Source organism: Pacificoceanicola algae (assembly GCF_049341065.1).
Lineage (GTDB): Bacteria > Pseudomonadota > Alphaproteobacteria > Rhodobacterales > Rhodobacteraceae > Pacificoceanicola.
The window spans coordinates 54,383-76,461 of record NZ_JBMPIX010000009.1 but is presented as its reverse complement, the minus strand read 5'-3'; the positions used below and the strand labels follow the sequence as shown (position 1 = coordinate 76,461).

General features: G+C 62.2%; 21 protein-coding genes. 18 read left to right on the top strand and 3 right to left on the bottom strand.

Annotated elements, in window-relative coordinates:
• The first annotated feature begins 162 nt into the window (after positions 1–162).
• The 4 genes from dgcN (at position 163) to ACOYQJ_RS14535 (ending at position 5,194) form a co-directional block, all read left to right on the top strand.
• Positions 163–1,164, top strand: coding sequence for an N-acetyltransferase DgcN (dgcN, locus tag ACOYQJ_RS14550; RefSeq protein WP_422906756.1), 1,002 nt, complete (start codon positions 163–165; stop codon positions 1,162–1,164).
• Between the two features lie 103 nt (positions 1,165–1,267).
• Entirely contained in the window at positions 1,268–2,233 is a 966-nt protein-coding gene (gene dgcA / locus ACOYQJ_RS14545) for an N-acetyl-D-Glu racemase DgcA (RefSeq protein ID WP_422906755.1), read from the top strand.
• 12 nt (positions 2,234–2,245) lie between these two features.
• Positions 2,246–3,109 (top strand): D-amino-acid transaminase, encoded by an 864-nt coding sequence (locus ACOYQJ_RS14540; protein WP_422906754.1) that lies wholly within the window; start codon positions 2,246–2,248, stop codon positions 3,107–3,109.
• A gap of 12 nt (positions 3,110–3,121) precedes the next feature.
• Complete coding sequence (locus ACOYQJ_RS14535; RefSeq protein ID WP_422906753.1) at positions 3,122–5,194, top strand: hypothetical protein; 2,073 nt, start codon at positions 3,122–3,124, stop codon at positions 5,192–5,194.
• Here the strand turns inward: ACOYQJ_RS14535 and ACOYQJ_RS14530 are convergent.
• Positions 5,179–6,357, bottom strand: coding sequence for a TIGR03862 family flavoprotein (locus ACOYQJ_RS14530; RefSeq protein WP_422906752.1), 1,179 nt, complete (start codon positions 6,355–6,357; stop codon positions 5,179–5,181). The two genes, ACOYQJ_RS14535 and ACOYQJ_RS14530, sit on opposite strands and share 16 nt — an antisense overlap.
• A 39-nt stretch (positions 6,358–6,396) precedes the next feature.
• The gene (locus ACOYQJ_RS14525; RefSeq protein ID WP_422906751.1) at positions 6,397–7,722 is read right to left on the bottom strand and encodes a mechanosensitive ion channel family protein; all 1,326 of its coding nucleotides are present in this window, start codon (positions 7,720–7,722) and stop codon (positions 6,397–6,399) included.
• Between the two features lie 68 nt (positions 7,723–7,790).
• Between ACOYQJ_RS14525 and ACOYQJ_RS14520 the strand changes: the two genes are divergently transcribed.
• The 14 genes from ACOYQJ_RS14520 to folD all read left to right on the top strand — a co-directional run bounded on the left by ACOYQJ_RS14520 (position 7,791) and on the right by folD (position 21,656).
• Positions 7,791–8,084 carry an HNH endonuclease family protein gene (locus ACOYQJ_RS14520; RefSeq protein ID WP_422906750.1) on the top strand — a complete coding sequence of 98 codons (294 nt, stop codon included), beginning with the start codon at positions 7,791–7,793 and terminating at the stop codon, positions 8,082–8,084.
• A gap of 62 nt (positions 8,085–8,146) precedes the next feature.
• Entirely contained in the window at positions 8,147–8,533 is a 387-nt protein-coding gene (gene ybgC / locus ACOYQJ_RS14515) for a tol-pal system-associated acyl-CoA thioesterase (protein ID WP_422906749.1), read from the top strand.
• 201 nt (positions 8,534–8,734) lie between these two features.
• On the top strand, positions 8,735–9,430 hold the full coding sequence (tolQ, locus tag ACOYQJ_RS14510; RefSeq protein WP_422906748.1) for a protein TolQ: 696 nt from the start codon (positions 8,735–8,737) through the stop codon (positions 9,428–9,430).
• A gap of 3 nt (positions 9,431–9,433) precedes the next feature.
• Positions 9,434–9,916: a protein TolR gene (gene tolR / locus ACOYQJ_RS14505; protein WP_422906747.1), complete on the top strand. Its 483-nt coding sequence runs from the start codon at positions 9,434–9,436 to the stop codon at positions 9,914–9,916.
• Positions 9,917–9,924: 8 nt separating this feature from the next.
• The gene (gene tolA / locus ACOYQJ_RS14500; RefSeq protein WP_422906746.1) at positions 9,925–11,025 is read left to right on the top strand and encodes a cell envelope integrity protein TolA; all 1,101 of its coding nucleotides are present in this window, start codon (positions 9,925–9,927) and stop codon (positions 11,023–11,025) included.
• Between the two features lie 137 nt (positions 11,026–11,162).
• Positions 11,163–12,497, top strand: a complete 1,335-nt coding sequence (gene tolB / locus ACOYQJ_RS14495) for a Tol-Pal system beta propeller repeat protein TolB (protein WP_422906745.1) — start codon at positions 11,163–11,165, stop codon at positions 12,495–12,497.
• A 72-nt stretch (positions 12,498–12,569) separates the two neighbouring features.
• Complete coding sequence (pal, locus tag ACOYQJ_RS14490; protein ID WP_422906744.1) at positions 12,570–13,094, top strand: peptidoglycan-associated lipoprotein Pal; 525 nt, start codon at positions 12,570–12,572, stop codon at positions 13,092–13,094.
• A gap of 6 nt (positions 13,095–13,100) precedes the next feature.
• Positions 13,101–13,934 carry a tol-pal system protein YbgF gene (ybgF, locus tag ACOYQJ_RS14485; protein WP_422906881.1) on the top strand — a complete coding sequence of 278 codons (834 nt, stop codon included), beginning with the start codon at positions 13,101–13,103 and terminating at the stop codon, positions 13,932–13,934.
• 5 nt (positions 13,935–13,939) lie between these two features.
• Complete coding sequence (gene tilS / locus ACOYQJ_RS14480) at positions 13,940–15,274, top strand: tRNA lysidine(34) synthetase TilS (RefSeq protein WP_422906743.1); 1,335 nt, start codon at positions 13,940–13,942, stop codon at positions 15,272–15,274.
• Between the two features lie 77 nt (positions 15,275–15,351).
• Positions 15,352–17,271 (top strand): ATP-dependent zinc metalloprotease FtsH, encoded by a 1,920-nt coding sequence (ftsH, locus tag ACOYQJ_RS14475; RefSeq protein WP_422906742.1) that lies wholly within the window; start codon positions 15,352–15,354, stop codon positions 17,269–17,271.
• A gap of 110 nt (positions 17,272–17,381) precedes the next feature.
• On the top strand, positions 17,382–18,164 hold the full coding sequence (locus tag ACOYQJ_RS14470) for a methyltransferase domain-containing protein (protein ID WP_422906741.1): 783 nt from the start codon (positions 17,382–17,384) through the stop codon (positions 18,162–18,164).
• A gap of 25 nt (positions 18,165–18,189) precedes the next feature.
• Positions 18,190–18,777 carry an MOSC domain-containing protein gene (locus tag ACOYQJ_RS14465; RefSeq protein WP_422906740.1) on the top strand — a complete coding sequence of 196 codons (588 nt, stop codon included), beginning with the start codon at positions 18,190–18,192 and terminating at the stop codon, positions 18,775–18,777.
• Between the two features lie 166 nt (positions 18,778–18,943).
• Complete coding sequence (locus tag ACOYQJ_RS14460) at positions 18,944–20,620, top strand: formate--tetrahydrofolate ligase (RefSeq protein WP_422906739.1); 1,677 nt, start codon at positions 18,944–18,946, stop codon at positions 20,618–20,620.
• A 136-nt stretch (positions 20,621–20,756) separates the two neighbouring features.
• A complete protein-coding gene (gene folD, locus ACOYQJ_RS14455) occupies positions 20,757–21,656 on the top strand; it encodes a bifunctional methylenetetrahydrofolate dehydrogenase/methenyltetrahydrofolate cyclohydrolase FolD (protein ID WP_422906738.1) in 900 nt (299 codons plus the stop codon).
• On the opposite strand, the gene ACOYQJ_RS14450 is transcribed toward folD, so the two are convergent.
• Complete coding sequence (locus ACOYQJ_RS14450) at positions 21,653–22,066, bottom strand: PaaI family thioesterase (RefSeq protein ID WP_422906737.1); 414 nt, start codon at positions 22,064–22,066, stop codon at positions 21,653–21,655. The genes folD and ACOYQJ_RS14450 overlap by 4 nt on opposite strands.
• Positions 22,067–22,079: the final 13 nt, after the last annotated feature.

Genomic DNA, 22,079 nt, shown 5'->3' with positions numbered 1-22,079 from the left:
CCGTTTCTGGCGTGCTTTGCATAATAATCGGGAGAAGGTTGCGCAGAAATTGTCCAAACGCGCGGATTCTTCGATGCTTGCCCCGATTCCCTCGGAACTCGGGGTGAATATCCTATGTCGATTTGTGCACAGTCGCGGCAACGGCTTGGAAAGGGGAATGAAATGATCGAGACACCGTATCTGCTGTTCTTGGGGGATGCCCCTGATCCGCTGGCAGCCAAAGTGGCGCAAGGCATCAAGGATTGGCGGCCCGAAAATTGTGTTGGGCAGTACCGGATGGAGGGCTGTAAAGCTGATCTGGGTCTGACCGACATGAACCTCGAAGAGGCCAGGGCTGCCGGGGCCAAGACGCTTGTGATCGGTGTGGCCAACCGGGGTGGCAAGATCAGCCCGGCTTGGAAAAAGGTGCTGGTGGCCGCCCTTGAGGAAGGCTTCGATCTGGCCTCGGGGTTGCACAACCTGCTGCGGAACGAGACCGATCTGGTCGCCGTGGCCGAGGCCTGCGGTCGGGCGTTGCATGATGTTCGGGTGCCGGAGGTCGAATATCCGATTGCCAATGGCGAAAAGCGCAGCGGCAAGCGGGTACTTGCGGTCGGGACGGATTGTTCGGTCGGCAAGATGTACACGGCGTTGGCGTTGGACAAGGCGATGCGCGACAAGGGAATGAAAAGCACGTTTCGCGCCACCGGCCAGACTGGCATTCTGATCACCGGCGATGGCGTGCCGCTGGACGCCGTGATTGCGGATTTCATGGCCGGGTCGATTGAATGGCTGACGCCGGATAACGACGCTGATCATTGGGATATCATCGAAGGGCAGGGCAGCCTGTACCATGTAAGCTTTTCGGGGGTCACCATGGCCTTGATCCATGGAGGGCAACCAGACGCCCTGATCCTGTGCCACGAGCCGACGCGCAGCCACATGCGCGGATTGCCGGGCTATGGCTTGCCGTCGCTCGAAGATGTTCGGGATCTGTCGCTGCAATTGGGACGCGTGGCCAATCCGGACTGTCAGGTTGTCGGTGTGTCGATCAATACCCAGCATATGGGAGCGGCGGAGGCGGCGCGCTATTGTGAAGAGGTCGAGGCGCGGTTGGGCTTGCCCACGGTTGATCCGTTCCGCCATGGTGCGGAGCGACTGGCAGAGGCTTTGGCGACTTTGTGATCCGGCGGGACGGCGCTTGTTCCGGCTTTGCGCCGGAACCTCGCCCCGCCCACCGTCCCGTCGTGCCGCTGGCGGGCAATTTTGACAAGATGAAGGGCAAGTGATGTCGATTGAAGTGACGCGGGATGTGTTCCGGCTGGCAGAGGCGTTCACGATCTCGCGTGGATCGCGGACCGAGGCCAAGGTGCTGACGGTCCGGGTAAGCCGGGACGGCGTGACCGGCTGGGGGGAATGTGTGCCCTATGCCCGCTATGATGAGACATTGGAAAGCGTCGAGGCCGAGATAAAAAGTCTGCCCGAGGGCGTTACCCGGGCAGACTTGGCCGGGATTTTGCCAGCAGGCGCAGCGCGCAATGCCGTGGATTGTGCGCTTTGGGATCTTGAGGCCAAGCAGGTAGGATGCCGGGTTTGGGAACTGGCTGGTTTGGCGGCGCCAAAGACCGAGGTGACCGCCTACACGTTGTCCTTGGGGGAACCCGAGGCGATGGAAGCCTCGGCGCGCAAACACGCGCATCGCCCATTGCTCAAGATCAAGCTGGGCACGCCGGATGACATGCCCCGGTTGGAGGCCGTGCGGCGCGGCGCGCCGGGCTCTCGGATCATTGTCGATGCCAATGAGGGTTGGAGCGCAAAGGTCTATTCCGAGCTTGCGCCGCATCTGGTGCGGTTGGGCGTGTCCTTGGTGGAGCAGCCCTTGCCTGCGGGTGATGACGATGCCTTGATCGGAATGGATCGGCCGGTGCCGGTGTGTGCCGACGAAAGCTGCCATGATCGCGCCAGTCTGCCTGGGCTCAAGGGCAAGTATGACGTGGTGAACATCAAGCTCGACAAGACCGGCGGTCTGACCGAGGCGCTGGCGCTGCGCACGGCAGCCCTGGCCGAGGGGTACAAGGTCATGGTGGGGTGTATGGTCGGATCATCCCTGGCGATGGCGCCTGCGGTGTTGGTGGCGCAGGGTGCGTTGGTGACGGACCTTGACGGGCCGCTGCTATTGGCCGAAGACCGGGACAACGCTTTGCATTATGACGAGGCCGGTGTGCATCCGTCCACCGCTGCCCTCTGGGGATAAGGAGACCCGCCCATGACCCGCACCGTTTACCTTAACGGCGAATACCTGCCCGAAACCGAAGCCAAGGTCAGCATCTTTGACCGGGCCTTTCTGATGGCGGACGGGGTCTATGAGGTGACAAGCGTTTTGGGCGGCAAGCTGATCGACTTTGCAGGCCATGCAAAACGGCTGGAGCGGTCGCTGAACGAGCTCGACATGCCCAAGCCCGCTGCCTTTGATGATCTGCTTGAGATCCACCGCGAACTGGTGCGTCTGAACGGCATCGACGAAGGCATGATCTATCTTCAGATCACCCGCGGCGCTCCCGGCGACCGCGATTTCGTGTTTCCCGATCCGGAAACGACCGAACCGACGCTGGTTTTGTTTACCCAGAACAAGCCCGGCCTTGCCGACAATCCGGTGGCGAAAAAGGGCATCAAGGTCATTTCCATCGAGGATGTCCGCTGGGGCCGCCGCGATATCAAGACAACGCAGCTGCTGTACCCGTCGATGGGCAAGATGATGGCCAAGAAGGCCGGCGCAGATGATGCCTGGATGGTCGAGGATGGTTTCGTGACCGAAGGCACCAGCAACAACGCCTATATCGTCAAAGGCAACAAGATCATCACCCGCGCTCTGTCGCACGACATCTTGCACGGGATCACCCGCGCCGCCGTTCTGCGCTTTGCCCGCGAGGCGCAGATGGAGGTCGAAGAGCGCAATTTTTCCATCGACGAGGCGAAAGAGGCGGACGAGGCCTTTGTCACGTCGGCGTCCACTTTCGTGATGCCCGTTGTCGAAATCGACGGTGTCGCGCTGGGCGATGGAGTGCCGGGCAACCGCGCGCTGCGTCTGCGCGAGATTTATCTGGACGAGAGCCGCAAGGCCGCCGTCTAAGACCCGCGGGCCATGCGCGATTTCTTTGCCATTCTGGTGATTGCTCTGGCGGTGGTAGCGCTGGGGGTCTTTCAGGTACCAAACGAAGACGCGCTGGTTGCCGCCGGGATCAAGGCTGGGGCCGAAGGCGCTGTCTATCAGGCGCGCCATCCGCTGAGCATCGCCGTCGAGGGCCGTGTCGTGACCGTCAGCGGCCGGGTTGAAAGCGAGGACGAAGGGGCGCAAGTCATTGCGCGCCTCGCTGCGCTTCAGGGCGTCGAAGAGGTCGTGAGCGGGCTGGTCATCCTGCCCACAATCGCGCCTTTTGATCTGCGGATGCAAAAGCGGACGCGTGGTGTTTCGGTGTCCGGATACGTCCCTGACAGCCAGACCGCCGAGGCGATTTCAGAGGTCTTTGCTCTGGACGAGACCCCGCTGACCGTGGCTGTTGGCGCCCCGGATGCGGCCTGGGGCGAGGTGGCTTTGTCGGCGGCGCAGGCACTTGCCGGAGCCGAGGAAGGCGATGTGCTGCTCAGCGACGCCCACCTGACCTTTGTCGGCGTGATGCATCTGCCCGAACAGGTCCGACAGATCGAGGCGGGTTTTGCGCAGTTGCCCGAGGGGTATTCTGCTGACTTGAAGCTGACAGCCTTGGATGACGGACTGCCCTATGGTTTGCTGGTGACGCGCGATCCTTACATGGGGGTGCGCCTGTCCGGTAAATTGCCGCCAGACTACGATTTGCGCGGACTGTCCGTGTTGGACGGCGCCTTTGAACAGGTCTACTATGCGCCCAAACCGCTGGACGTGCCGGGGTTCGAGCAGGCGCTTGCCGCAGCGGTGCCCATGATCGCAGAGTTGCCCCAAGGAGCGGTCAGTATCGCGCCAGGCGTCGTATCGGTGCAGGGCGGGCCGATTGCACAAAAAACAATCGAAAAGATCGCAGGCATGGCGCTGCCGCAGGGCTATGCGCTGAACCTGTCGCTGATCCCGGTAGACGATGGCCCGGCACTGTCCTTGCATGCGTCCTGGGACGGACAGGCATTGGCTATGACGGGCAGAGTGCCTTCGGATTTTGATGCAGAAGCCCTGGTCGCACCTATGGGGATGGCCTTGGGAAAGCTGGGTCTGGATCGCGGCCTTTATCCTGATTTGCAGGACTGGCAGGCACCTTTGCGGGCGGGCTTTGCGGCGCTGAAAATCTTGCGCAACGGCGAGTTGAGCTATGGTGTCTCGGGCCTGCATTTGAGCGGGCTGGCGGCCAATCCGGCTGCGCGGCAACAGGCACGGGCGGTCTTGGGAGGCGCCGGGCAGTCGGCGATCCAACTGGCGGACGATGGCGCCCCCGCGGTGTTTGAATTGACGTATGATCCGGCAATCGGGGCCGCCGTGCAGGGCAAGCTGCCCGCGGGCCTGACGCCGCAAGCCATGGGCGAGGCCTTGGGCGGGCTGGAGCTGCGTGGCGATCCGCGCGTTGCGCCGCAGGGCGATGGTGGGCTGGTTCTGTCTGCCTTGCGTGCTGTGCAGCCATATCTGTCTTTGCTGGATGGGATGCGGCTGACCTATAGCCCCGAGGCGATTGCGCTGGAGTTGGAAGTCACGCCGGGCGGTCAGTTCGAGACCCTGTCCCAGCGCCTTGCCTTACCAAGCGCCGTTCAGCTGTCGGTGGCACGGGCCAAACCGCCCTTGTCCGGAACCCAAAGGACGCATGTGCTGCTTGATCAGCCGCAGGTCTTTCAGGACGGTTATTGGCTGCCGCAGGTGCGGGTCAAGGCGGGGGCGCAAGCCTGCACCGAGGCGATGGACAAAGGGCAGGCGGTGCCGTTCGCCCAAGCCCGCTTTGCACCGGCCTTGGGCGCCGTGCATCCCTTGGCCTATTTCGCGGCGGTCGCCCGGGCCTGTACCTGGACGGGCGATCTGCGCCTGAGGATTCAGGCAGAGGCGGGTCTGACGGAGTATCCCGCGCTCAACCGCCAATTGGCGCGTCGCCGGGCCGAGGCTTTGCGCGGGGCGTTGGCCGATCGCGGCGTGCCGCGCGGCCGCATTGACGTCAGCGGCGCGGCTGCAGGCCCCGAGGGCGAGCGTGTGACCTACATCTGGCAATAACGCGCGGCGTGCTGCCCGGCCCAAAGGCCCGTGGCAAGGCAGGCGGTCAGCAGGTAGCCTCCGGTCGGGGCCTCCCAATCCAGCATTTCGCCCGCGCAAAAGGTCCCGGGTTTGTCCCGGAGCATCAGCGCGTCGGTCATACCTTCCCAGCCAAGCCCGCCCGCAGTCGAGATCGCCTCGTCCATCGGGCGCGGGCCGTTGTGCGCGACGGGAAGGGCCTTGATCAATTGCGCCAAGGCGCCGGATTCAGTGGGTAAGGGGCGGGCGCATTCCATCACCAGCGCTTGGGCGGCGGGTGTCAGGTTCAGCGCCTTGCGCAGATGGTTGGACAGGCTTTGCTTGCCTTTCGGGCGGGCCAGCCGTGCGGTGACGGCCTCGATGCTTAAGTCCGGGGCCAGATCCACTGTCAAAGCAGCGCCCTCGCGCAGGGCCGGTGTCAGCGGATAGATCCCGCCACCCTCAAGGCCGCGCGCCGAGATCACCGCCTCGCCCCGACTGATCAGGTCCCCGGCGCGGAACGTGGCATTCTTGATCGGGGCGCCGAAATGCCGGATCATATGGGTCGACCAGTCGACCTTGAGCCCGGCGTTCGAAGGCTGGAACGGCATGACCGGAATCCCAGCGGCGCCAAATGGCATGGCCCAGTCGCCATCTGATCCAAGCCGCGCCCAACTCCCTCCGCCAAGGGCGAATACGCAAACCGCCGCGCTAAGCTTTTGCAGGCCGTCCGGGGTGTCGAAGCTCAGAGCCTCATCTGTCCAGCCGGTCCAGCGCCATCTTGTGCGGCTTTCAAGCCCCATGTCGTTCAGCCGCTTAAGCCAAGCCCGCAACAAGGGTGAGGCCTTCATGGTTTTTGGAAACAGCCGCCCCGTTGATCCGGTAAAGGTTTGTTGCCCCAAACCTTCGGCCCAGGCGTTGACGTCCTGCGGGCCAAAGTCGTTGAGCATCGGCGTCAGGTTGCCGGTGGCGGCGCCATAGGCGGCCAGAAACGGGCCCATGTGTTCCATCTTGGTCAGGTTGAGACCGGACTTGCCCGCCATCAGGAATTTGCGTCCGATCGAGGGTTTGGCCTCGATCAAAGTGGTGGGGACACCGGCGCTGAGCAGCGCGTCCGCTGCCATCAGGCCCGCTGGGCCGCCCCCAATGACAAGGGCGGTGCTCATGGTTCGAGTCCTTGGAATAACCGGATAGGCATAAGGTAGTCAGCTGTCCTGCGCAGGGCGAATTTCAATCACGCGGTGCGGATAGGGGATTTCGATATTGTTGTCCTTGAGTGCGTTCCACACAAGGAACAGTACATCGGAGGTATACTTGTTCTTGCCGTCGTCCAGCCCGTTCACCCAGAATTCGACCGCGAAATCGATGCCGCTGTCGCCAAATCCGCGCAATTCGCAATCGGGCGGGAATGGCTCTCGGAGAACGTCCGGATGGGTCGCGACAGCCGCTTCGATGATGTCTGGAACCGTGTTGATGTCGGTCTTGTAACTGACCGAGAAGGGCACTTCGTATCGGTTGGCGCTGCCCTGATCGGAATAGTTGATCACGCGGGTGGTGATGAAATCTTCGTTCGGGACAACGATCCAGCGGCCATCGAATGTTTCGAGGATCATGGCGCGGGCTGTGGTTTGCACGATGGTGCCGGCCTCGCCGCTGTCCAGTTCGACGAAGTCGCCGACGGTGGCCTGCCCTTCGAGCAGCAGGATCACGCCGGAGATATAGTTCGACGCGATCTTTTGCAGGCCAAAGCCAAGCCCGACACCAATGGCGCCGCCCAGCACGGCCAAGGAGGTCAGCGGGATACCCATGATGTTCATGAGCAGCAGGAAGGCGAGACCGAAGATCGCCACCTCGGCCGCCTTGGAGGCCAGCTGACGCGTGGCGGGGGGCATTTCCTCTTGTTTGCTGATGAAGCTGCCGGTCTGGTCGTTCGACCACCGCCCGATCCAGAACAGGATCGACCCGGCAATCATACCCCGGATCACCGACATGACGGTAAATTCGATATTGCCAAGCGAGATGGTCATCTCGTTCAGGCGGGCGATGCTGTCGTCCAGAAAACCCAAGGCATAAAGCGCCATGATTGGCAGCAAAACGTACTTGCCCAGCAGTTTGAGAAAGCCGTCGCTGATGATTTCCCGCACCAGAATGCGTGCGGCGAGAAGCAGGAACAGCCGCTTGCCAAAGGCGATGACAGCGCCCGATCCAAAGAGCGAGCGGGTGACCTGTTCGCCGATCCCGGTAAAGCCCCAGGCCAAAAGCGGCAGCAGAAGCGGCACGAAGATCAGCAGGAAACGGCGGATCGTGGCAAGGATGGAATTATTGCCTTTGTCCGGTGTCAGCCAGCGCTCCAGCCAAGGACGCAGCCTTTTCGTCAAAAGCCAGGCCAGCACGAAGGCCGCGATCAGAAGGCCGAACTGTGACCATGCGGCGGGTGACAGCAACCATGTTTTGGCAACGTCCCAGCCTTGCAGGACATAGCCAGCGGCCTGTTGAACAATCATGGGCTGGGAAGCGAGGTCGAAATTCATTGGGGTGTTCCGGGTCTTGCGGTTCAGGCAGTCTTGCCTTGGGACGCGGTCAGGCACAAGTCCAAGCCATGGATGATCCCGTCTGCCCGTTGTGTCTGCGCCCGATTCCGCCCGGGGCCAAGCAAAGCCTGCACCACCTGATCCCAAAGCTGAAAGGCGGCAAAGGCGGTCCGGTGGTTTTGCTCCACCAGATTTGCCACAGCGAAATCCACGCGGTCTTTACCGAGGCGGAGTTGGCGCGGGACTACTCCACCATCGCGGCGCTGCGCGCGCATCCCCGGATTGCGCGCTTTCTGGCGTGGGTGGCCAAACGCCCTCTCGAGTTCCACAGCCGAAGCGCCGGAGGGCGGCGCAAACGTTAGGGCCTTGAAGCTATTGCAAACAAACGGATAGGCTTTGCCAAAGCACATTCCGGAGCCTTGCCATGACCCATGTCTTTCCCGTCCGCGTCTATTACGAAGACACGGATATGGCGGGGATTGTATATCACGCCAACTATCTGAAATTCATCGAACGGGCGCGCAGCGACTGGGTTAAGGAACAGGGGCTGGACCAGAACGCCATGCGCGACGAAGGCATTGTCTTTGTGGTGCGGCGGATCGAATGCGATTACCTGCTGCCCGCAAAATACGATGATGCCCTTGAAGTGCGGACCCAGGTCAAGGCGATGACCGGTGTGCGGCTGGTCATGACGCAAGAAGTGCTTCGCGGCGAAGAGGTTTTGTTCCGCGCCGAGGTCACGGCGGTTTGCGCAACATTGGAGGGGCAACCGGCGCGCCTTCCTGCGGGGCTTCGCAAGCGCGTACATTAGGCTCGGTGGCCGCTGTACCTCTGGCAGGTCGCCCACATGGCGTTCTGACAGAATGACGCTGTGGCGGAAAAGCAAAGATTTGCCGAAAAGCCCTATTTGCACCGACCTCACAGCATTCTGTTGGCCTTTCCCCTGCAAATCAGGTAAACACGCCTTTAATACGGCCCCACAAGAGGGCCGACAGGTGGAAAGAGCAGGTTCATGGAAACAGAAACCCTAGCGCTTGCGCAGGAGATTGATTTCTCTATGTGGGCGCTTTTTGCGCGCGCCACACTGACCGTCAAACTGGTGATGTTCGTATTGATCATCGCCTCTGTCTGGTCGTGGGGCATAATCATTGACAAGTTGATCTCGTATCGCACGGCGCGGCGCGAGGCGGCGCGGTTCGACAAGGCCTTTTGGTCGGGCGAGCCGTTGGACGAGCTGTATGAACAGCTTGGACCAGAGCCAAGCGGACGGGCCGAGCGGATCTTTGCGTCCGGGATGACTGAGTGGCGGCGGTCGCACCGCGAGGACGGCGGGCTGATCGCCAATGCCCAGAGCCGGATCGACCGCAGCATGGATGTGGCCATCCAGAAGGAATCCGAAGTCCTGCTAAAGGGGCTGCCGGTGCTGGCGACCGTCGGGTCGACAGCGCCTTTCGTCGGGTTGTTCGGGACGGTCTTCGGGATCATGAACGCCTTCATCGAGATTGCGCAGCAGCAGAACACCTCGCTTGTGGTTGTGGCGCCCGGCATTGCCGAAGCGCTTCTGGCGACCGGTCTGGGCCTGATGGCCGCGATTCCGGCGGTGGTTTTTTACAACAAACTGAGCGCGGACAGCGATCGCATCCTTGGCGGCTACGAGGCCTTTGCCGACGAATTCTCGACCATCCTTTCGCGCCAGCTGGATTCCTGAGCCATGGGCGCAGGTGTCGTGAAATCCGGGGGCGGGGGCGGAAGCCGCCGCAGGCGTCGCCGCAGAAGCGGCGGCAGCCAACCCATGTCCGAGATCAACGTCACGCCCTTTGTGGATGTGATGCTGGTGCTTCTCATCATCTTCATGGTGGCCGCGCCCCTGCTGACGGTTGGCGTTCCAGTGGAATTGCCCAAGACCGCCGCGCAGGCCTTACCTTCCGAGACCGAAGAACCCTTGACTGTGACCATCTCTGCCGATGGCGCCGTCCTGCTGCAATCGACCGAGATTTCCCGTGATGAATTGGTGCCGCGTTTGCGCGCCATTGCCGCCGAGCGCAGCGATGATCGGGTCTATCTGCGTGCCGATGGAGCCATACCCTACGAACAGGTGGCGCAGATAATGGGCGCGCTGAACGCGGGCGGATTTTCCTCAATCGGCCTTGTGACGGATATCGGCGGGCCGGCCCTTAACGGGTCGGGTCAGTAGAGGCCAATGTGACGACGGGTCAGTACATATCCGTTGGGGCGCACGCCCTCGCGATCCTGTGGGTTCTGTTCGGAAGCGTGTTCCGGGCGGACCCTCCGGAAATGGAAGTGGCCGATGTCACCGTGCTGTCCGAGGCCGAGTTCGCCGCCCTGACGCAGCCCGCGCCGGACGTGCCCCAGCCACAGACCGAACCTGCGCCCGCGCAGCCCACACCTCCGCCCGAGCCCGAGCCTGAACCGACACCCCCGGCGCCAGAGCCGGAGCCGGTTCAAGAACCGGCCCCGCAGCCTGTGACCCCCGCAACAGAGCCCGAGCCATTGCCCGAGCCGGTTCAACCCCCATCGCCGCCGGTTGAGATCGCGCCGCCGCCGGATGCGCTGACACCTCCCGAAGTGACACCGCCGCCCGTGCTTGCACCGCAGGCCTCGGTCCGGCCCAAGCCGCGCCCGGCGCCGCGCGTGGCGCCGGAACCGGTCGAGCGGCCTGAACCGGATGCAACCGTTTCCGAAGAAACCCAGCAAGCTGCCGATCCCGATGCCACTTCGCCCGATCAGGTCGAACAGGCCCAAGAGGCCACGGCCCCCGAAGAGGCCGCAACCGAAATCGTGACCGAGGCCGAAGAGCCTGCGGGCGCGCCTCTGGCGCCGACCAGCAGTCCGCGCCCCAAGACGCGCCCTCAGCGCGCAGCCGAGACCGCACCGGCCGACTCCAGCGATACCGCCGACGCCGTCGCGGCCGCGCTGGCAGAAGCATTGGCTGGCGGCCCGGAACCCGAAGCCCCAAGCGGGCCGCCGTTGACTCGCGGCGAACGGCAGGCCTTGCGTCTGGCGGTTCAGGCTTGCTGGGTGGTTGATGTCGGCAGTCAGGCGGCCAATGTAACCGTGACCTTGTCGATGGAGATGGACCGTGATGGCAAGGTCGTGTCAGGTAGCATTGACATGATTGATGCCACTGGCGGTTCGGGCGCTGCGGTCGAGACCGCCTTTCAGGCTGCTCGCCGGGCCGTGCTACGCTGCCAGAAAGACGGCTATGACCTGCCCGGCGAGAAATACGACCAATGGCGCGAGATCGAGATGACCTTCAACCCTGCCGATATGCGTCTGAGATGAGCGACAACCCGCGCAAATTCCCCGTGAAAGCGCCCGGCAGGGGTGTTTTGCAATGGACCAAAGCCGCGTATGCTGCCCGAAAACGGGCGCAGATCCGTTGCGGACACAATGAGCAGCTCCCGAAGGAGGGAAACAGGATGATGCACCGAATTGCGAGCCTGATGATCAGCGCCCTTGCGCTGGCTCTGATCCTTGGTGTCTCGGGCGCTGCGGCGCAGGATGGCCCCTTGCGGATCGAGATCACCGAGGGTGTGGTCGAACCCATGCCCTATGCGGTCCCCAACTTTGTTGCTGAAACCGCCGAGGCGGGGCAACTGGCCGAACAGATCAGTCGCGTCGTGGCCGATGATCTGACCGGCACAGGGCTGTTCCGTGAAGTCCCCCGCGAGGCGCATATCAGCACCGTCGCCAGCTTTGCCGCGCCGATCCAGTTTGCCGACTGGAAGGCGATCAATTCTCAGGCTTTGATCACCGGCGCGGTCAGTACCGATGGCACCGGCCGGGTGGTGGTCAAGTTCCGCGTCTGGGATGTGTTCGCAGGCACCGAACTGGGGCAGGGCATGCAGTTCACCGCGACGCAGGACGGCTGGCGGCGTCTGGCGCATAAGGTGGCCGATCAGGTCTATAGCCGTCTGACAGGCGAGACGCCCTATTTCGACAGCCGTGTGGTCTTTGTTTCGGAAACCGGGCCCAAAAACGCGCGGGCCAAACGCCTGGCGATCATGGATTACGACGGGGCGAATATTCAGTACCTGACCGGCTCGGACGCCATCGTTCTGGCGCCGCGCTTTTCCCCGACCGGCGATCGGGTTCTGTATACAAGTTATGAAACCGGCAGCCCGCGCATTCATGTGCTGAACGTGGGCGATGTGCAAAGCCGTATCTTTCAGGCGGATCAAGGTGTGATGAGCTTTGCTCCGCGCTTTTCGCCGAACGGCACCACGGTGGTCTATTCGCTGACCAACGGTTCGAACACCGACATCTTTGCGATGGATATCAGCACCGGCGCCACGCGCCAATTGACCTCCGCTCCCTCGATCGAAACCGGACCCAGCTATTCGCCGGATGGCAGCCAGATTGTGTTTGAGAGCGACCGTTCAGGTTCGCAACAGCTTTATATCATGCCGGCGCAGGGCGGCGAAGCGACGCGCATCAGCTTTGGCGAGGGGCGCTATGGCACACCCGTGTGGTCGCCGCGCGGCGACCAGATCGCTTTTACCAAGCAGAACGCGGGCCGCTTTCACATTGGCGTCATGCGCACCGATGGCAGCGAAGAGCGCCTTCTCACGGCCTCGTTTCTTGACGAAGGACCGACATGGGCACCCAATGGCCGGGTGATCATGTTTGCCCGCGAAACGCAGGGCGCGCAGGGGGCCTCGGCGCTGTATTCGGTGGATATCTCCGGACGAAACCTGAAACGGGTGCGCACCCCGGCAGGTGCCTCTGATCCCAGCTGGGGCCCGCTGCAATAAGGTTAACTTTTCCTGAGGCGGCGGCTGTGGTAGCCTGCCGCGCAAAACCACAAGAATGAGCAGGACAGACTGATGACACATCTCACCAAGGCAGTATTGCTGATCGCGGCCCTTGCCGTATCAGCCTGTACCAACCCCAATCGTTTCGACAATGTCGATGCTGGCGCCGGTGCGGGCGCCGGAACAGGCATCGACGGCGGCATCATTCCGGGCAGTGCGAATGACCCGACCTCGACCGCCTATTTCCAGCAGGCCATCGGGGATCGCGTCTTTTTTGCCGTTGACCAGTCGACGCTGAGCCCCGAAGCCCGCGCGACGCTGGACCAGCAGGCCCAGTGGTTGATGACCAATTCGGATTATCTGGCGGTTATCGAAGGCCACGCGGATGAACAGGGCACGCGCGAATACAACATCGCGCTGGGCGCCCGCCGCGCCAATGCCGTGATGGAATATCTGACCTCCAAGGGTATCGCCGCAAGCCGTCTGAAGTTCATCAGCTACGGCAAGGAGCGCCCGGTCGAGATTTGTTCGGTCGAAAGCTGCTATGCCAAGAACCGTCGCGCCGTGACGGTGATTTCCATGGGCCTTGGGAGCTAAACCTTGATCCGCCGCGCCGTTATTGCCGTCTGTCTGATGCTGGTTGCGGGCGCTGTGCCCGCGCAGCAAAGCGAAACCCTTGCTGATATCCGTCAGGACATCGCCATCCTGAATGGTGAGCTGTTGCGGCTCAAGCAAGAGCTGAACACAACGGGCAGCAGCGGCGTGGTCGTCGGAGGCACCGCTTTGGACCGGTTGAACGCGATCGAGGCCGAGCTTCAGCGCGTCACCTCCAAGACCGAAGAACTGGAGTTCCGGATCAATACTATCGTCAAGGACGGCACCAACCGCCTTGGCGATCTGGAGTTCCGGGTATGCGAGGCCGAGCCGGGCTGCGATCTGGGCAGCGTCGGCACGACCAAGCCGCTTGGCGGCGAAGCCGTTGCCGTTGCGCCCGCCCCAGCGCCGTCGCCCGCGCCTGCAACCGATAGCCTGCCGGCCCATCAGGGCGAGCTTGCAATCAGCGAAGAGGCCGATTTCATGGATGCGCAAAAGGCCCTGGACGCCGGTGACTATGCCGCCGCCGCCCAGCTTTTTGCGCAGTTCCGCGAAGTCTATCCGATGGGTCCGCTCGAGCCCGCCGCGCTTGTCGCGGAAGGCCGGGCCTATGACGGGCAGGGGGACACCCGCGAAGCCGCGCGGCGGTATCTGAACGCCTATTCCGGCTTTCCCGAAGCGCCAATCGCCCCCGAGGCGCTTTGGCGGCTGGGCACGGCATTGGCCAACTTGGGCAGCACGCCCGAGGCCTGCGTGACGTTGTCCGAGGTGGGCACACGCTATGCCGGGTCGGAGTTCGTGCAAAAGGCCGAAGCCAGCCGCGCCGAACTGGGGTGCCAGTAGGGCGCATGAGCCTCGATCAACGTTTTGCCGAGGCGATGGGCCAGTTGCTTGGCCCGGATTTCCCCACTGACATTGCGCTCGCCGTTTCAGGCGGTGGTGACAGCATGGCCATGTTGACGCTGGCCCACAACTGGGCGCATCGCTGGGGTGTTCGGATTTGGGTGGTGACGGTGGACCACGGCCTGCGGCACGAGTCGGCGGAGGAAGCGGCCGTGGTCGCCCGGGAATGCGCGGCGCTGGGCCATCCTCATGCGACGCTGCGCTGGCACTGGGACGGGCAGGGCAACAAGTTGGATGCGGCCCGACGCGCCCGGCTTGACCTGATTGACCGATGGCGCGGGGATATTGGTCATGTCCTGATGGCCCATACCAGAGACGATCTGGCCGAAACCTTCCTGATGCGCCTCAGGCGCGGCTCTGGTGTTGAGGGGCTGTCGGCAATGCGCGCCAAAAGACGGGTTGCCGTGGGCCAGCGCCCGGCCATCGCGGATGAGGATTGTACCGGCGCGCGCCCACCAAGCACCGGCGCGCGGCAACCTGGATTTAGCGTCCTGCGCCCGTGTCTCGACATGTCGCGCGATGCGCTGCGCCACTATTTGCGGGTGCTCAAAGGGACTTGGGTTGACGATCCCTCGAACGATGATCCCAGCTATGACCGTGCCCGGATCAGGCAGCTTTTGACTGTGCTTGAAGGCGAAGGCATGGACAAAGACAGCCTTGCCGCGACAGCGCGCCGCCTGCGCGACGAACGGCAGGCATTGATGATGCGCGCGGCGCAAGTCTGGCAGGAAATCGGGCAGGACCACCCGGACGGCAGCTTGTCCTTTGCGCCCGATTGGCACGGGCAGGTCGAAACCGCGACGCAGCGCCGGTTGCTTTCGGCTGCGTTGCAATACGTCTCGGCGGCGGATTATGGCCCAAGGGCGGACGCGCTTGAAGCGCTCCGAGACCGGCTTGTCAGCGGCGGAACCGGCACTCTGCATGGCTGCGAAGCCGCAATCGTTAAGGGACGGTTAACCATCTTTCGGGAATATGCTGCGGTGCAGGCCAAGATCAGCGAGGCAGGAAAGGACACTCTTTGGGACAATAAGTGGCTGGTTTCCTTGCCGGGTTCCAAGGGGTTGACCATCCGCGCCCTGGGCGAAGACGGATGGCGGCAAGTCAGGGACAAACCGCAAGGCGCCCCCGCGCACCGTGTCGGGCTGGCGCTTCCTGCGGTCTGGGAAGGGGACGATTTGATCGTTTGTGACCTGCTTGGTGTGGGCCCCGGCGGAACAACGGCCTTTTCGCCGCAGGGACAAAGCGGCTTTGACTTCAAAGCATTCCTTCTTTCGCATTGAACCGCCGGGTTTGATCTCTATGTTACATCGCAACGCGTCTACTCTGGCGCCATTAAGCTTTTCAAAGGAGTTCTGCCTTGGGCAACGCTCGTAACATCGCCTTCTGGGTCGTCCTGTTCCTTCTGATCCTGGCGCTTTTCAACCTCTTTTCCGGAGGTGGCACGACGCTGCAAAGCCGTGAAGCCAGCTATTCGGAATTCGTGAAAGCCGTTGAGGACAAAGCCGTCAGCAATGTGGTCATCGACGGTGAGCAGGTCCGCTATCGGACCAATGACGGACAAGACTTCGTCACCATCAAGCCCGAGGATGCAGGTGTCACCAACCTGCTGATCGACAACAACGTGCCAGTGCGGGCCGAACAGCAGGAGCAGTCTGGTTTCCAGTCGTTCCTTCTAAGCCTTCTGCCCTTCCTGCTGTTGATCGGTGTCTGGATCTACTTCATGAACCGGATGCAGGGCGGCGGCAAAGGCGGCGCGATGGGCTTTGGCAAATCCAAGGCCAAGCTGCTGACGGAAAAGCATGGCCGTGTGACTTTTGACGATGTTGCCGGCATTGACGAGGCCAAGGAAGAACTTGAAGAGATCGTTGAATTCCTGCGCAACCCGCAGAAATTCAGCCGTCTGGGCGGCAAGATTCCCAAGGGCGCGCTTCTGGTTGGCCCTCCGGGCACTGGTAAAACGCTACTGGCGCGTGCGATTGCAGGCGAGGCGGGCGTGCCTTTCTTCACCATCTCCGGCTCTGACTTTGTTGAAATGTTCGTGGGTGTTGGTGCCTCCCGTGTCCGCGACATGTTCGAACAGGCCAAGAAGAACGCGCCCTGTATCGTCTTTATCGACGAAATCGACGCGGTGGGCCGGGCCCGTGGTCAAGGTTATGGCGGCGGCAATGACGAACGTGAACAGACGCTCAACCAGTTGCTGGTCGAGATGGACGGTTTCGAGGCGAACGAAGGTGTGATCATCGTCGCCGCCACCAACCGCCGCGATGTTCTGGACCCGGCGCTGCTGCGTCCGGGCCGTTTCGACCGTCAGGTGACAGTGCCGAACCCGGACATCAAGGGCCGCGAAAAGATCCTTGCCGTGCACGCGCGCAAGACCCCGCTTGGCCCTGACGTTGACCTGCGCATCATCGCGCGCGGCACGCCCGGCTTTTCCGGTGCGGATCTGGCAAACCTCGTGAACGAAGCGGCCTTGATGGCAGCCCGGATCGGGCGACGGTTTGTCACGATGGAGGATTTCGAACAGGCCAAGGATAAGGTCATGATGGGCGCCGAGCGCCGCAGCATGGTCCTGACCGATGATCAAAAGGAAAAAACCGCCTACCACGAGGCCGGTCACGCCGTGGTGGGTCTGACCCTGCCGCAATGCGACCCAGTGTATAAGGCGACGATCATCCCGCGCGGCGGCGCGTTGGGGATGGTGGTTTCCCTGCCCGAGATCGACCGCCTGAACTGGCACCGCTCGGAATGCGAGGAAAAGCTGGCGATGACCATGGCAGGCAAGGCTGCCGAGATCATCAAATACGGTGAGGACAACGTGTCCAACGGTCCTGCGGGCGATATCCAGCAGGCCTCGGGGCTGGCGCGGGCCATGGTGCTGCGCTGGGGGATGTCCGACAAGGTCGGCAACATCGACTATTCCGAGGCGCACGAAGGCTATTCCGGCAATACCGCTGGCCTGTCCGTATCGGCCCATACCAAAGAGCTGATCGAAGACGAGGTGAAGCGCTTTATCCAGAGCGGCTATGAACGCGCCTTCCAGATTTTGACCGAACGCAAGGAAGATTGGGAACGTCTGGCCAAGGGCCTGCTCGAGTACGAAACCCTGACCGGCGAAGAAATCAAGCGGGTGATGCGCGGCGAGCCGCCGACCTCGGGCGCTGACGACGACGGAACCGGTGCCGCTGACGACACACCCAGCGTGACCGCGATCCCCAAGACCAAGCCCAAGTCAAAGCCCAAGGGTGATGGCGGGATGGAACCTGAACCCTCGGCCTGATCGCGCCAATTTAAATATTTGAAACGACCGGGCCTCTGAGGTCCGGTCGTTTGCGTTTGTACCCGCCGAAGTGCTGGCCTAGGGTTTCGCCGAAACGGCAGGAGGCCGCGATGACGCAAGCCGATTGGAACCCCGGGAACTACGCCCGTTATGCAGACCTGCGATTGCGTCCGGCGCTGGACCTTTTGGCCCGTGTGCCCGCCTTGCCCGATGGGGCCGCCTTTGATCTGGGGTGCGGCAATGGCGTTGTCGGGGCGATGTTGCGCAGGCGTTTCGAGGAACGGCGCCTGGTGGGGGTCGACAACTCTCCGGCCATGCTGGAACAGGCCCGCGCGACTGGCAGCTACGACGCGGTTGTCGAAGCCGACATCGCTGACTGGACAGCTTCGGAGCCTGCGGCCTTGATCTATTCCAACGCGGCGTTGCATTGGCTGACAGGGCAAGAGTCGCTGTTGCCTCGGTTGGTATGGGCGCTTCTCCCGGGCGGCACGCTTGCCGTGCAGGTGCCTCATCAGAACAACGCGCCGTCGCACCGGATCTGGTTGAGCATCGCCGATGAACTGTTTCCCGGCCGGGTGGATCACCGCGACTTACCCGCTGTTATGCGCCCCGCTGAATACCATCACCTGCTGTCGCCGCTAGGTCAGTTCGATCTTTGGGAAACCGAATATTACCAATTGCTGCCGCCGTCCAATCAGGGGCATCCTGTGCGCCGCTTTTCAGAATCCACCTACGCCCGCCCGATCCTGCAAGCCTTGAAGTCGGACGAACAGACGCAGTTGATTTCTGCCTATGAAGAGGTCATCGCCAAGGCATATCCGGCGGCTCGGGATGGCTCGGTTCTGTTTCCCTTCCGGCGGATGTTCTTCACCCTGACCCGCGCGGCGGGTTGAATACAGCTCGCAGAAGGAACGCGATATGCCTGCTCTCAAACCGACTGACTACGTGGCCGAAGTGATCTGGCTGGGTGTCGTGGCCAACATGGACCGCAAGGAACTGTTGGCCGATGCGCGCGAGGCGGTGGAGCTGCGCTTTGACGGGATCGCAGGCTCGGTTCATGGCGGGGCGACACGCGAAAGCTGCAGCCGGGTGAAATCGCAGTATCCGAAGGGCACCGCAATCCGCAATGAACGGCAGCTGAGCATCATTTCCGAAGAAGAGCTGATCCAGATCGCGGCGAAGATGGGCGTAGAGAAGATCGACCCCGCGCGTCTGGGCGCCAGCATGGTCATTCGTGGTATCGCCGATTTCAGCCATTTGCCGCCATCTTCGCGCCTTCAAGCGCCCTCGGGGGCGACCGTGACGGTGGATATGCAGAACCGCCCTTGCCAGTTCCCCGCGAAAAGCATCGAGCATGTGGCGCCGGGGCAGGGCAAAGGGTTCAAATCTGCCGCCGAAGGGCGCCGCGGGGTAACGGCTTGGGTGGCGCGCGAGGGGCGTGTGGCGGTGGGCGACAAGCTGCGTCTGCATATCCCGGATCAGCGCGGCTGGATGCCCGAAGCGTGACGCTTTCGCGCGACAGCTGTTTCCGATGCGAGGAATTCTGTCCCACATCCGCGTAGGCTTCGCCGCAAGACGCCTGAGAAATGTCGGATTCGCTGTCACAGTCTGTTGCGGGGGCCGTTATGTCTCTGACCAATATATCAGCAAACACCAACGGGATCCCGCTCTGATGGCTTACAAGACCGACATCGAAATCGCCCGCGAGGCAAACAAGCTACCGATCAAGGAGATCGGTGAAAAGCTGGGCATCGCGTTTGAAAACCTTGTGCCCTATGGCCACGACAAGGCGAAGGTCAATCAGGACTTTATCAGCTCGGTTCAGGACCGCGAAAACGGCAAGCTGATCCTTGTCACCGCGATCAACCCGACCCCGGCAGGTGAAGGCAAGACCACCACCACCGTCGGCCTTGGTGACGGTTTGAACCGCATCGGCAAGAAGGCGGCAGTCTGTATCCGCGAGGCCAGCCTGGGGCCGAACTTTGGTATGAAAGGCGGTGCTGCTGGCGGCGGCATGGCGCAGATCGTACCGATGGAGGACATGAACCTTCACTTCACCGGTGATTTTCATGCGATCACCTCGGCGCATAACCTGCTGAGCGCGATGATCGACAACCACATCTATTGGGGCAATGAGTTGGAAATCGACGAGCGCCGCGTGACATGGCGGCGCGTTCTGGACATGAACGACCGCGCCCTGCGCGATGTCGTGACCTCGCTTGGTGGTGTGGCAAACGGGTTCCCGCGCCAGACGGGCTTTGACATCACCGTGGCCTCTGAAGTCATGGCGATCCTGTGCCTGTCCAAGGATCTGGCTGATCTGGAAGCGCGTCTTGGCGACATGATCGTGGCGTACCGCCGCGACCGTTCGCCGATCTATTGCCGCGACATCAAAGCCGATGGTGCAATGACCGTGCTGCTCAAGGATGCGATGCAGCCGAACCTTGTGCAGACGCTGGAAAACAACCCGGCCTTCGTGCATGGCGGCCCGTTTGCCAATATTGCGCATGGCTGTAACTCGGTTATCGCCACCACGACGGCGCTGAAGCTGGCGGATTACGTTGTGACCGAGGCGGGCTTTGGCGCCGATCTGGGCGCCGAAAAGTTCATGAACATCAAGTGCCGCAAGGCTGGTCTTGCGCCCGATTGCGTGGTGCTGGTTGCCACAGTGCGCGCGATGAAGATGAACGGTGGCGTGGCCAAGGCCGATCTGGGCGCCGAGAACGTCGATGCGGTCAAGGCTGGCTGTCCGAACCTTGGGCGCCATATCGGCAACCTCAAGCAGTTCGGCGTGCCGGTGGTCGTGGCGATCAACCATTTCGTCACGGACACCGAGGCCGAGATTCAGGCGGTAAAGGACTTTGTGAAAAGTCAGGGGTCCGAAGCGATCCTGTCGCGGCATTGGGAGCTTGGCTCGGAAGGCTCTGCCGAACTGGCGACGCGGGTGGCGCAGATCGCGGACAGCGGTGCAAGCCAGTTTGCCCCGCTTTATCCTGATGAGATGCCATTGTTTCAGAAAATCGAGCGGGTCGCCAAGTCGATCTATCACGCCGATGAAGTTCTGGCCGATGGCAAGATCCGCAGCCAGTTGAAAGAGTGGGAAGATGCCGGGTTCGGCAATCTGCCGGTCTGCATGGCGAAGACGCAGTACTCCTTTACCACCGATCCCAACCGTCGCGGTGCGCCAACCGGGCATTCGGTTCCGATCCGCGAAGTGCGGCTTTCGGCGGGGGCGGGCTTTGTCGTGGTGATCTGCGGCGAGATCATGACGATGCCGGGTCTGCCGCGGGTTCCGGCCTCGGAGACCATCCGCCTGAACGAAGAAGGCTTGATCGAAGGCCTGTTCTGACGGACCGGCCGGTGGGCGCTTGTCCCGGCTTCATGCCGGGACCTCGCCCCACCCGCCGTCCCATAGCGCCCTTGATTGGTGGTGTTCGGTTGGCTAGTGCGGGATCAAGTAATTGGAAAACGAAGAAGGACGGGGCATGAGCGCCAAGATCATCGACGGAAAGGCCTTTGCGGCCGCGGTTCGCGAAAAGGTGGCGGGCCATGTGGCGCGTTTGAAGGATGCGCATGGGATCACGCCTGGATTGGCGGTTGTTCTGGTGGGCGAAGACCCGGCGAGCGAGGTCTATGTCAATGCCAAGAACAGGCAGGCGGTCGAAGTTGGCATGGCCTCTTTCGAACACAAGCTTGCTGCGGACACCTCGGAAGAGGAGCTGTTCGCACTGATCGACAAGCTTAACGCCGATCCGGCTGTGCATGGTATTCTTTGCCAGTTCCCCGTTCCCGACCATCTTGATGAGCGCCGCACCGTGGCCCGGATCGACCCCGCGAAGGATGTCGATGGGCTCAGTGTTGCAAATGCTGGTCTGCTGGCCACCGGGGGCGAGGCGCTGGTGAGTTGTACGCCGCTTGGGTGCCTGATGCTGTTGCGCGATCAACTGGGTGATCTCACCGGTCTCGAGGCGGTGGTGGTCGGCCGGTCCAACCTTTTTGGCAAGCCGATGGCGCAACTGCTGCTGCGCGACAATTGCACAGTGACAATCGCGCATTCCCGCACAAAAGATTTGCCGGAGGTTTGTCGCCGCGCCGATATTTTGATTGCTGCCGTCGGGCGGGCAGAGATGGTCAAGGGCGATTGGGTCAAGCCGGGCGCCACGGTGATTGACGTGGGCATCACCCGTATTCCGCATCCCGAAAAGACCGGAAAGACCCGCCTGATCGGGGACGTTGATTTTGCAGCCGCCGCCGAACGGGCCGCCGCGATCACTCCGGTGCCGGGCGGCGTTGGTCCAATGACCATCGCTTGTCTTCTGGCCAACACTGTCACCGCCTGCTGCCGGGCCAATGATCTAGCCGAGCCCGAGGGCCTTACGGCCTAAGCTGAAACGGGCACCATCGTCCCGGTCAAGAGCGCCACTTGGCGCTCTTTTCCGTTGTGCAGGGCAAAAACCTCAGCCTGCACGACCATTAGGCGACGTCCGGGTTTGATGATACGGCCCTTGGCTATCAAGCTGTCGCCGATTGCCGGGGACAGCAGGTGGATCTTCATTTCCGAGGTTACCACTTCCTGGGTGTCGTCGAGCAGAGTGAGGGCCGAATACCCTGCGGCGCTGTCTCCGAGCCCAAAACTCAGGGCAGCATGGGCAAAGCCTTGCTGCTGCGAGGTTCCGGGGGCGATGGGGGCGGCGATTGTCACCGCGCCCTTTTCGATCAGCACCAGACTGGCGCCGAATGTGGTCATCATGCCCTGTCTGGCAAAGCTGTTGCGGATGCGGGTTTCCATGCTCATAGCGGTGACGTTA

What these genes read in the sequence shown, in the direction of transcription:
- dgcN (WP_422906756.1), top strand. Translation starts at nt 163, where the DNA reads ATGATCGAGACACCGTATCTGCTGTTCTTGGGGGATGCCCCTGATCCG.
- dgcA (WP_422906755.1), top strand. Translation starts at nt 1,268, where the DNA reads ATGTCGATTGAAGTGACGCGGGATGTGTTCCGGCTGGCAGAGGCGTTC.
- ACOYQJ_RS14540 (WP_422906754.1), top strand. Translation starts at nt 2,246, where the DNA reads ATGACCCGCACCGTTTACCTTAACGGCGAATACCTGCCCGAAACCGAA.
- ACOYQJ_RS14535 (WP_422906753.1), top strand. Translation starts at nt 3,122, where the DNA reads ATGCGCGATTTCTTTGCCATTCTGGTGATTGCTCTGGCGGTGGTAGCG.
- ACOYQJ_RS14530 (WP_422906752.1), bottom strand. Translation starts at nt 6,357, where the DNA reads ATGAGCACCGCCCTTGTCATTGGGGGCGGCCCAGCGGGCCTGATGGCA.
- ACOYQJ_RS14525 (WP_422906751.1), bottom strand. Translation starts at nt 7,722, where the DNA reads ATGAATTTCGACCTCGCTTCCCAGCCCATGATTGTTCAACAGGCCGCT.
- ACOYQJ_RS14520 (WP_422906750.1), top strand. Translation starts at nt 7,791, where the DNA reads ATGGATGATCCCGTCTGCCCGTTGTGTCTGCGCCCGATTCCGCCCGGG.
- ybgC (WP_422906749.1), top strand. Translation starts at nt 8,147, where the DNA reads ATGACCCATGTCTTTCCCGTCCGCGTCTATTACGAAGACACGGATATG.
- tolQ (WP_422906748.1), top strand. Translation starts at nt 8,735, where the DNA reads ATGGAAACAGAAACCCTAGCGCTTGCGCAGGAGATTGATTTCTCTATG.
- tolR (WP_422906747.1), top strand. Translation starts at nt 9,434, where the DNA reads ATGGGCGCAGGTGTCGTGAAATCCGGGGGCGGGGGCGGAAGCCGCCGC.
- tolB (WP_422906745.1), top strand. Translation starts at nt 11,163, where the DNA reads ATGATGCACCGAATTGCGAGCCTGATGATCAGCGCCCTTGCGCTGGCT.
- pal (WP_422906744.1), top strand. Translation starts at nt 12,570, where the DNA reads ATGACACATCTCACCAAGGCAGTATTGCTGATCGCGGCCCTTGCCGTA.
- tilS (WP_422906743.1), top strand. Translation starts at nt 13,940, where the DNA reads ATGAGCCTCGATCAACGTTTTGCCGAGGCGATGGGCCAGTTGCTTGGC.
- ACOYQJ_RS14470 (WP_422906741.1), top strand. Translation starts at nt 17,382, where the DNA reads ATGACGCAAGCCGATTGGAACCCCGGGAACTACGCCCGTTATGCAGAC.
- ACOYQJ_RS14465 (WP_422906740.1), top strand. Translation starts at nt 18,190, where the DNA reads ATGCCTGCTCTCAAACCGACTGACTACGTGGCCGAAGTGATCTGGCTG.
- ACOYQJ_RS14460 (WP_422906739.1), top strand. Translation starts at nt 18,944, where the DNA reads ATGGCTTACAAGACCGACATCGAAATCGCCCGCGAGGCAAACAAGCTA.
- folD (WP_422906738.1), top strand. Translation starts at nt 20,757, where the DNA reads ATGAGCGCCAAGATCATCGACGGAAAGGCCTTTGCGGCCGCGGTTCGC.
- ACOYQJ_RS14450 (WP_422906737.1), bottom strand. Translation starts at nt 22,066, where the DNA reads ATGAGCATGGAAACCCGCATCCGCAACAGCTTTGCCAGACAGGGCATG.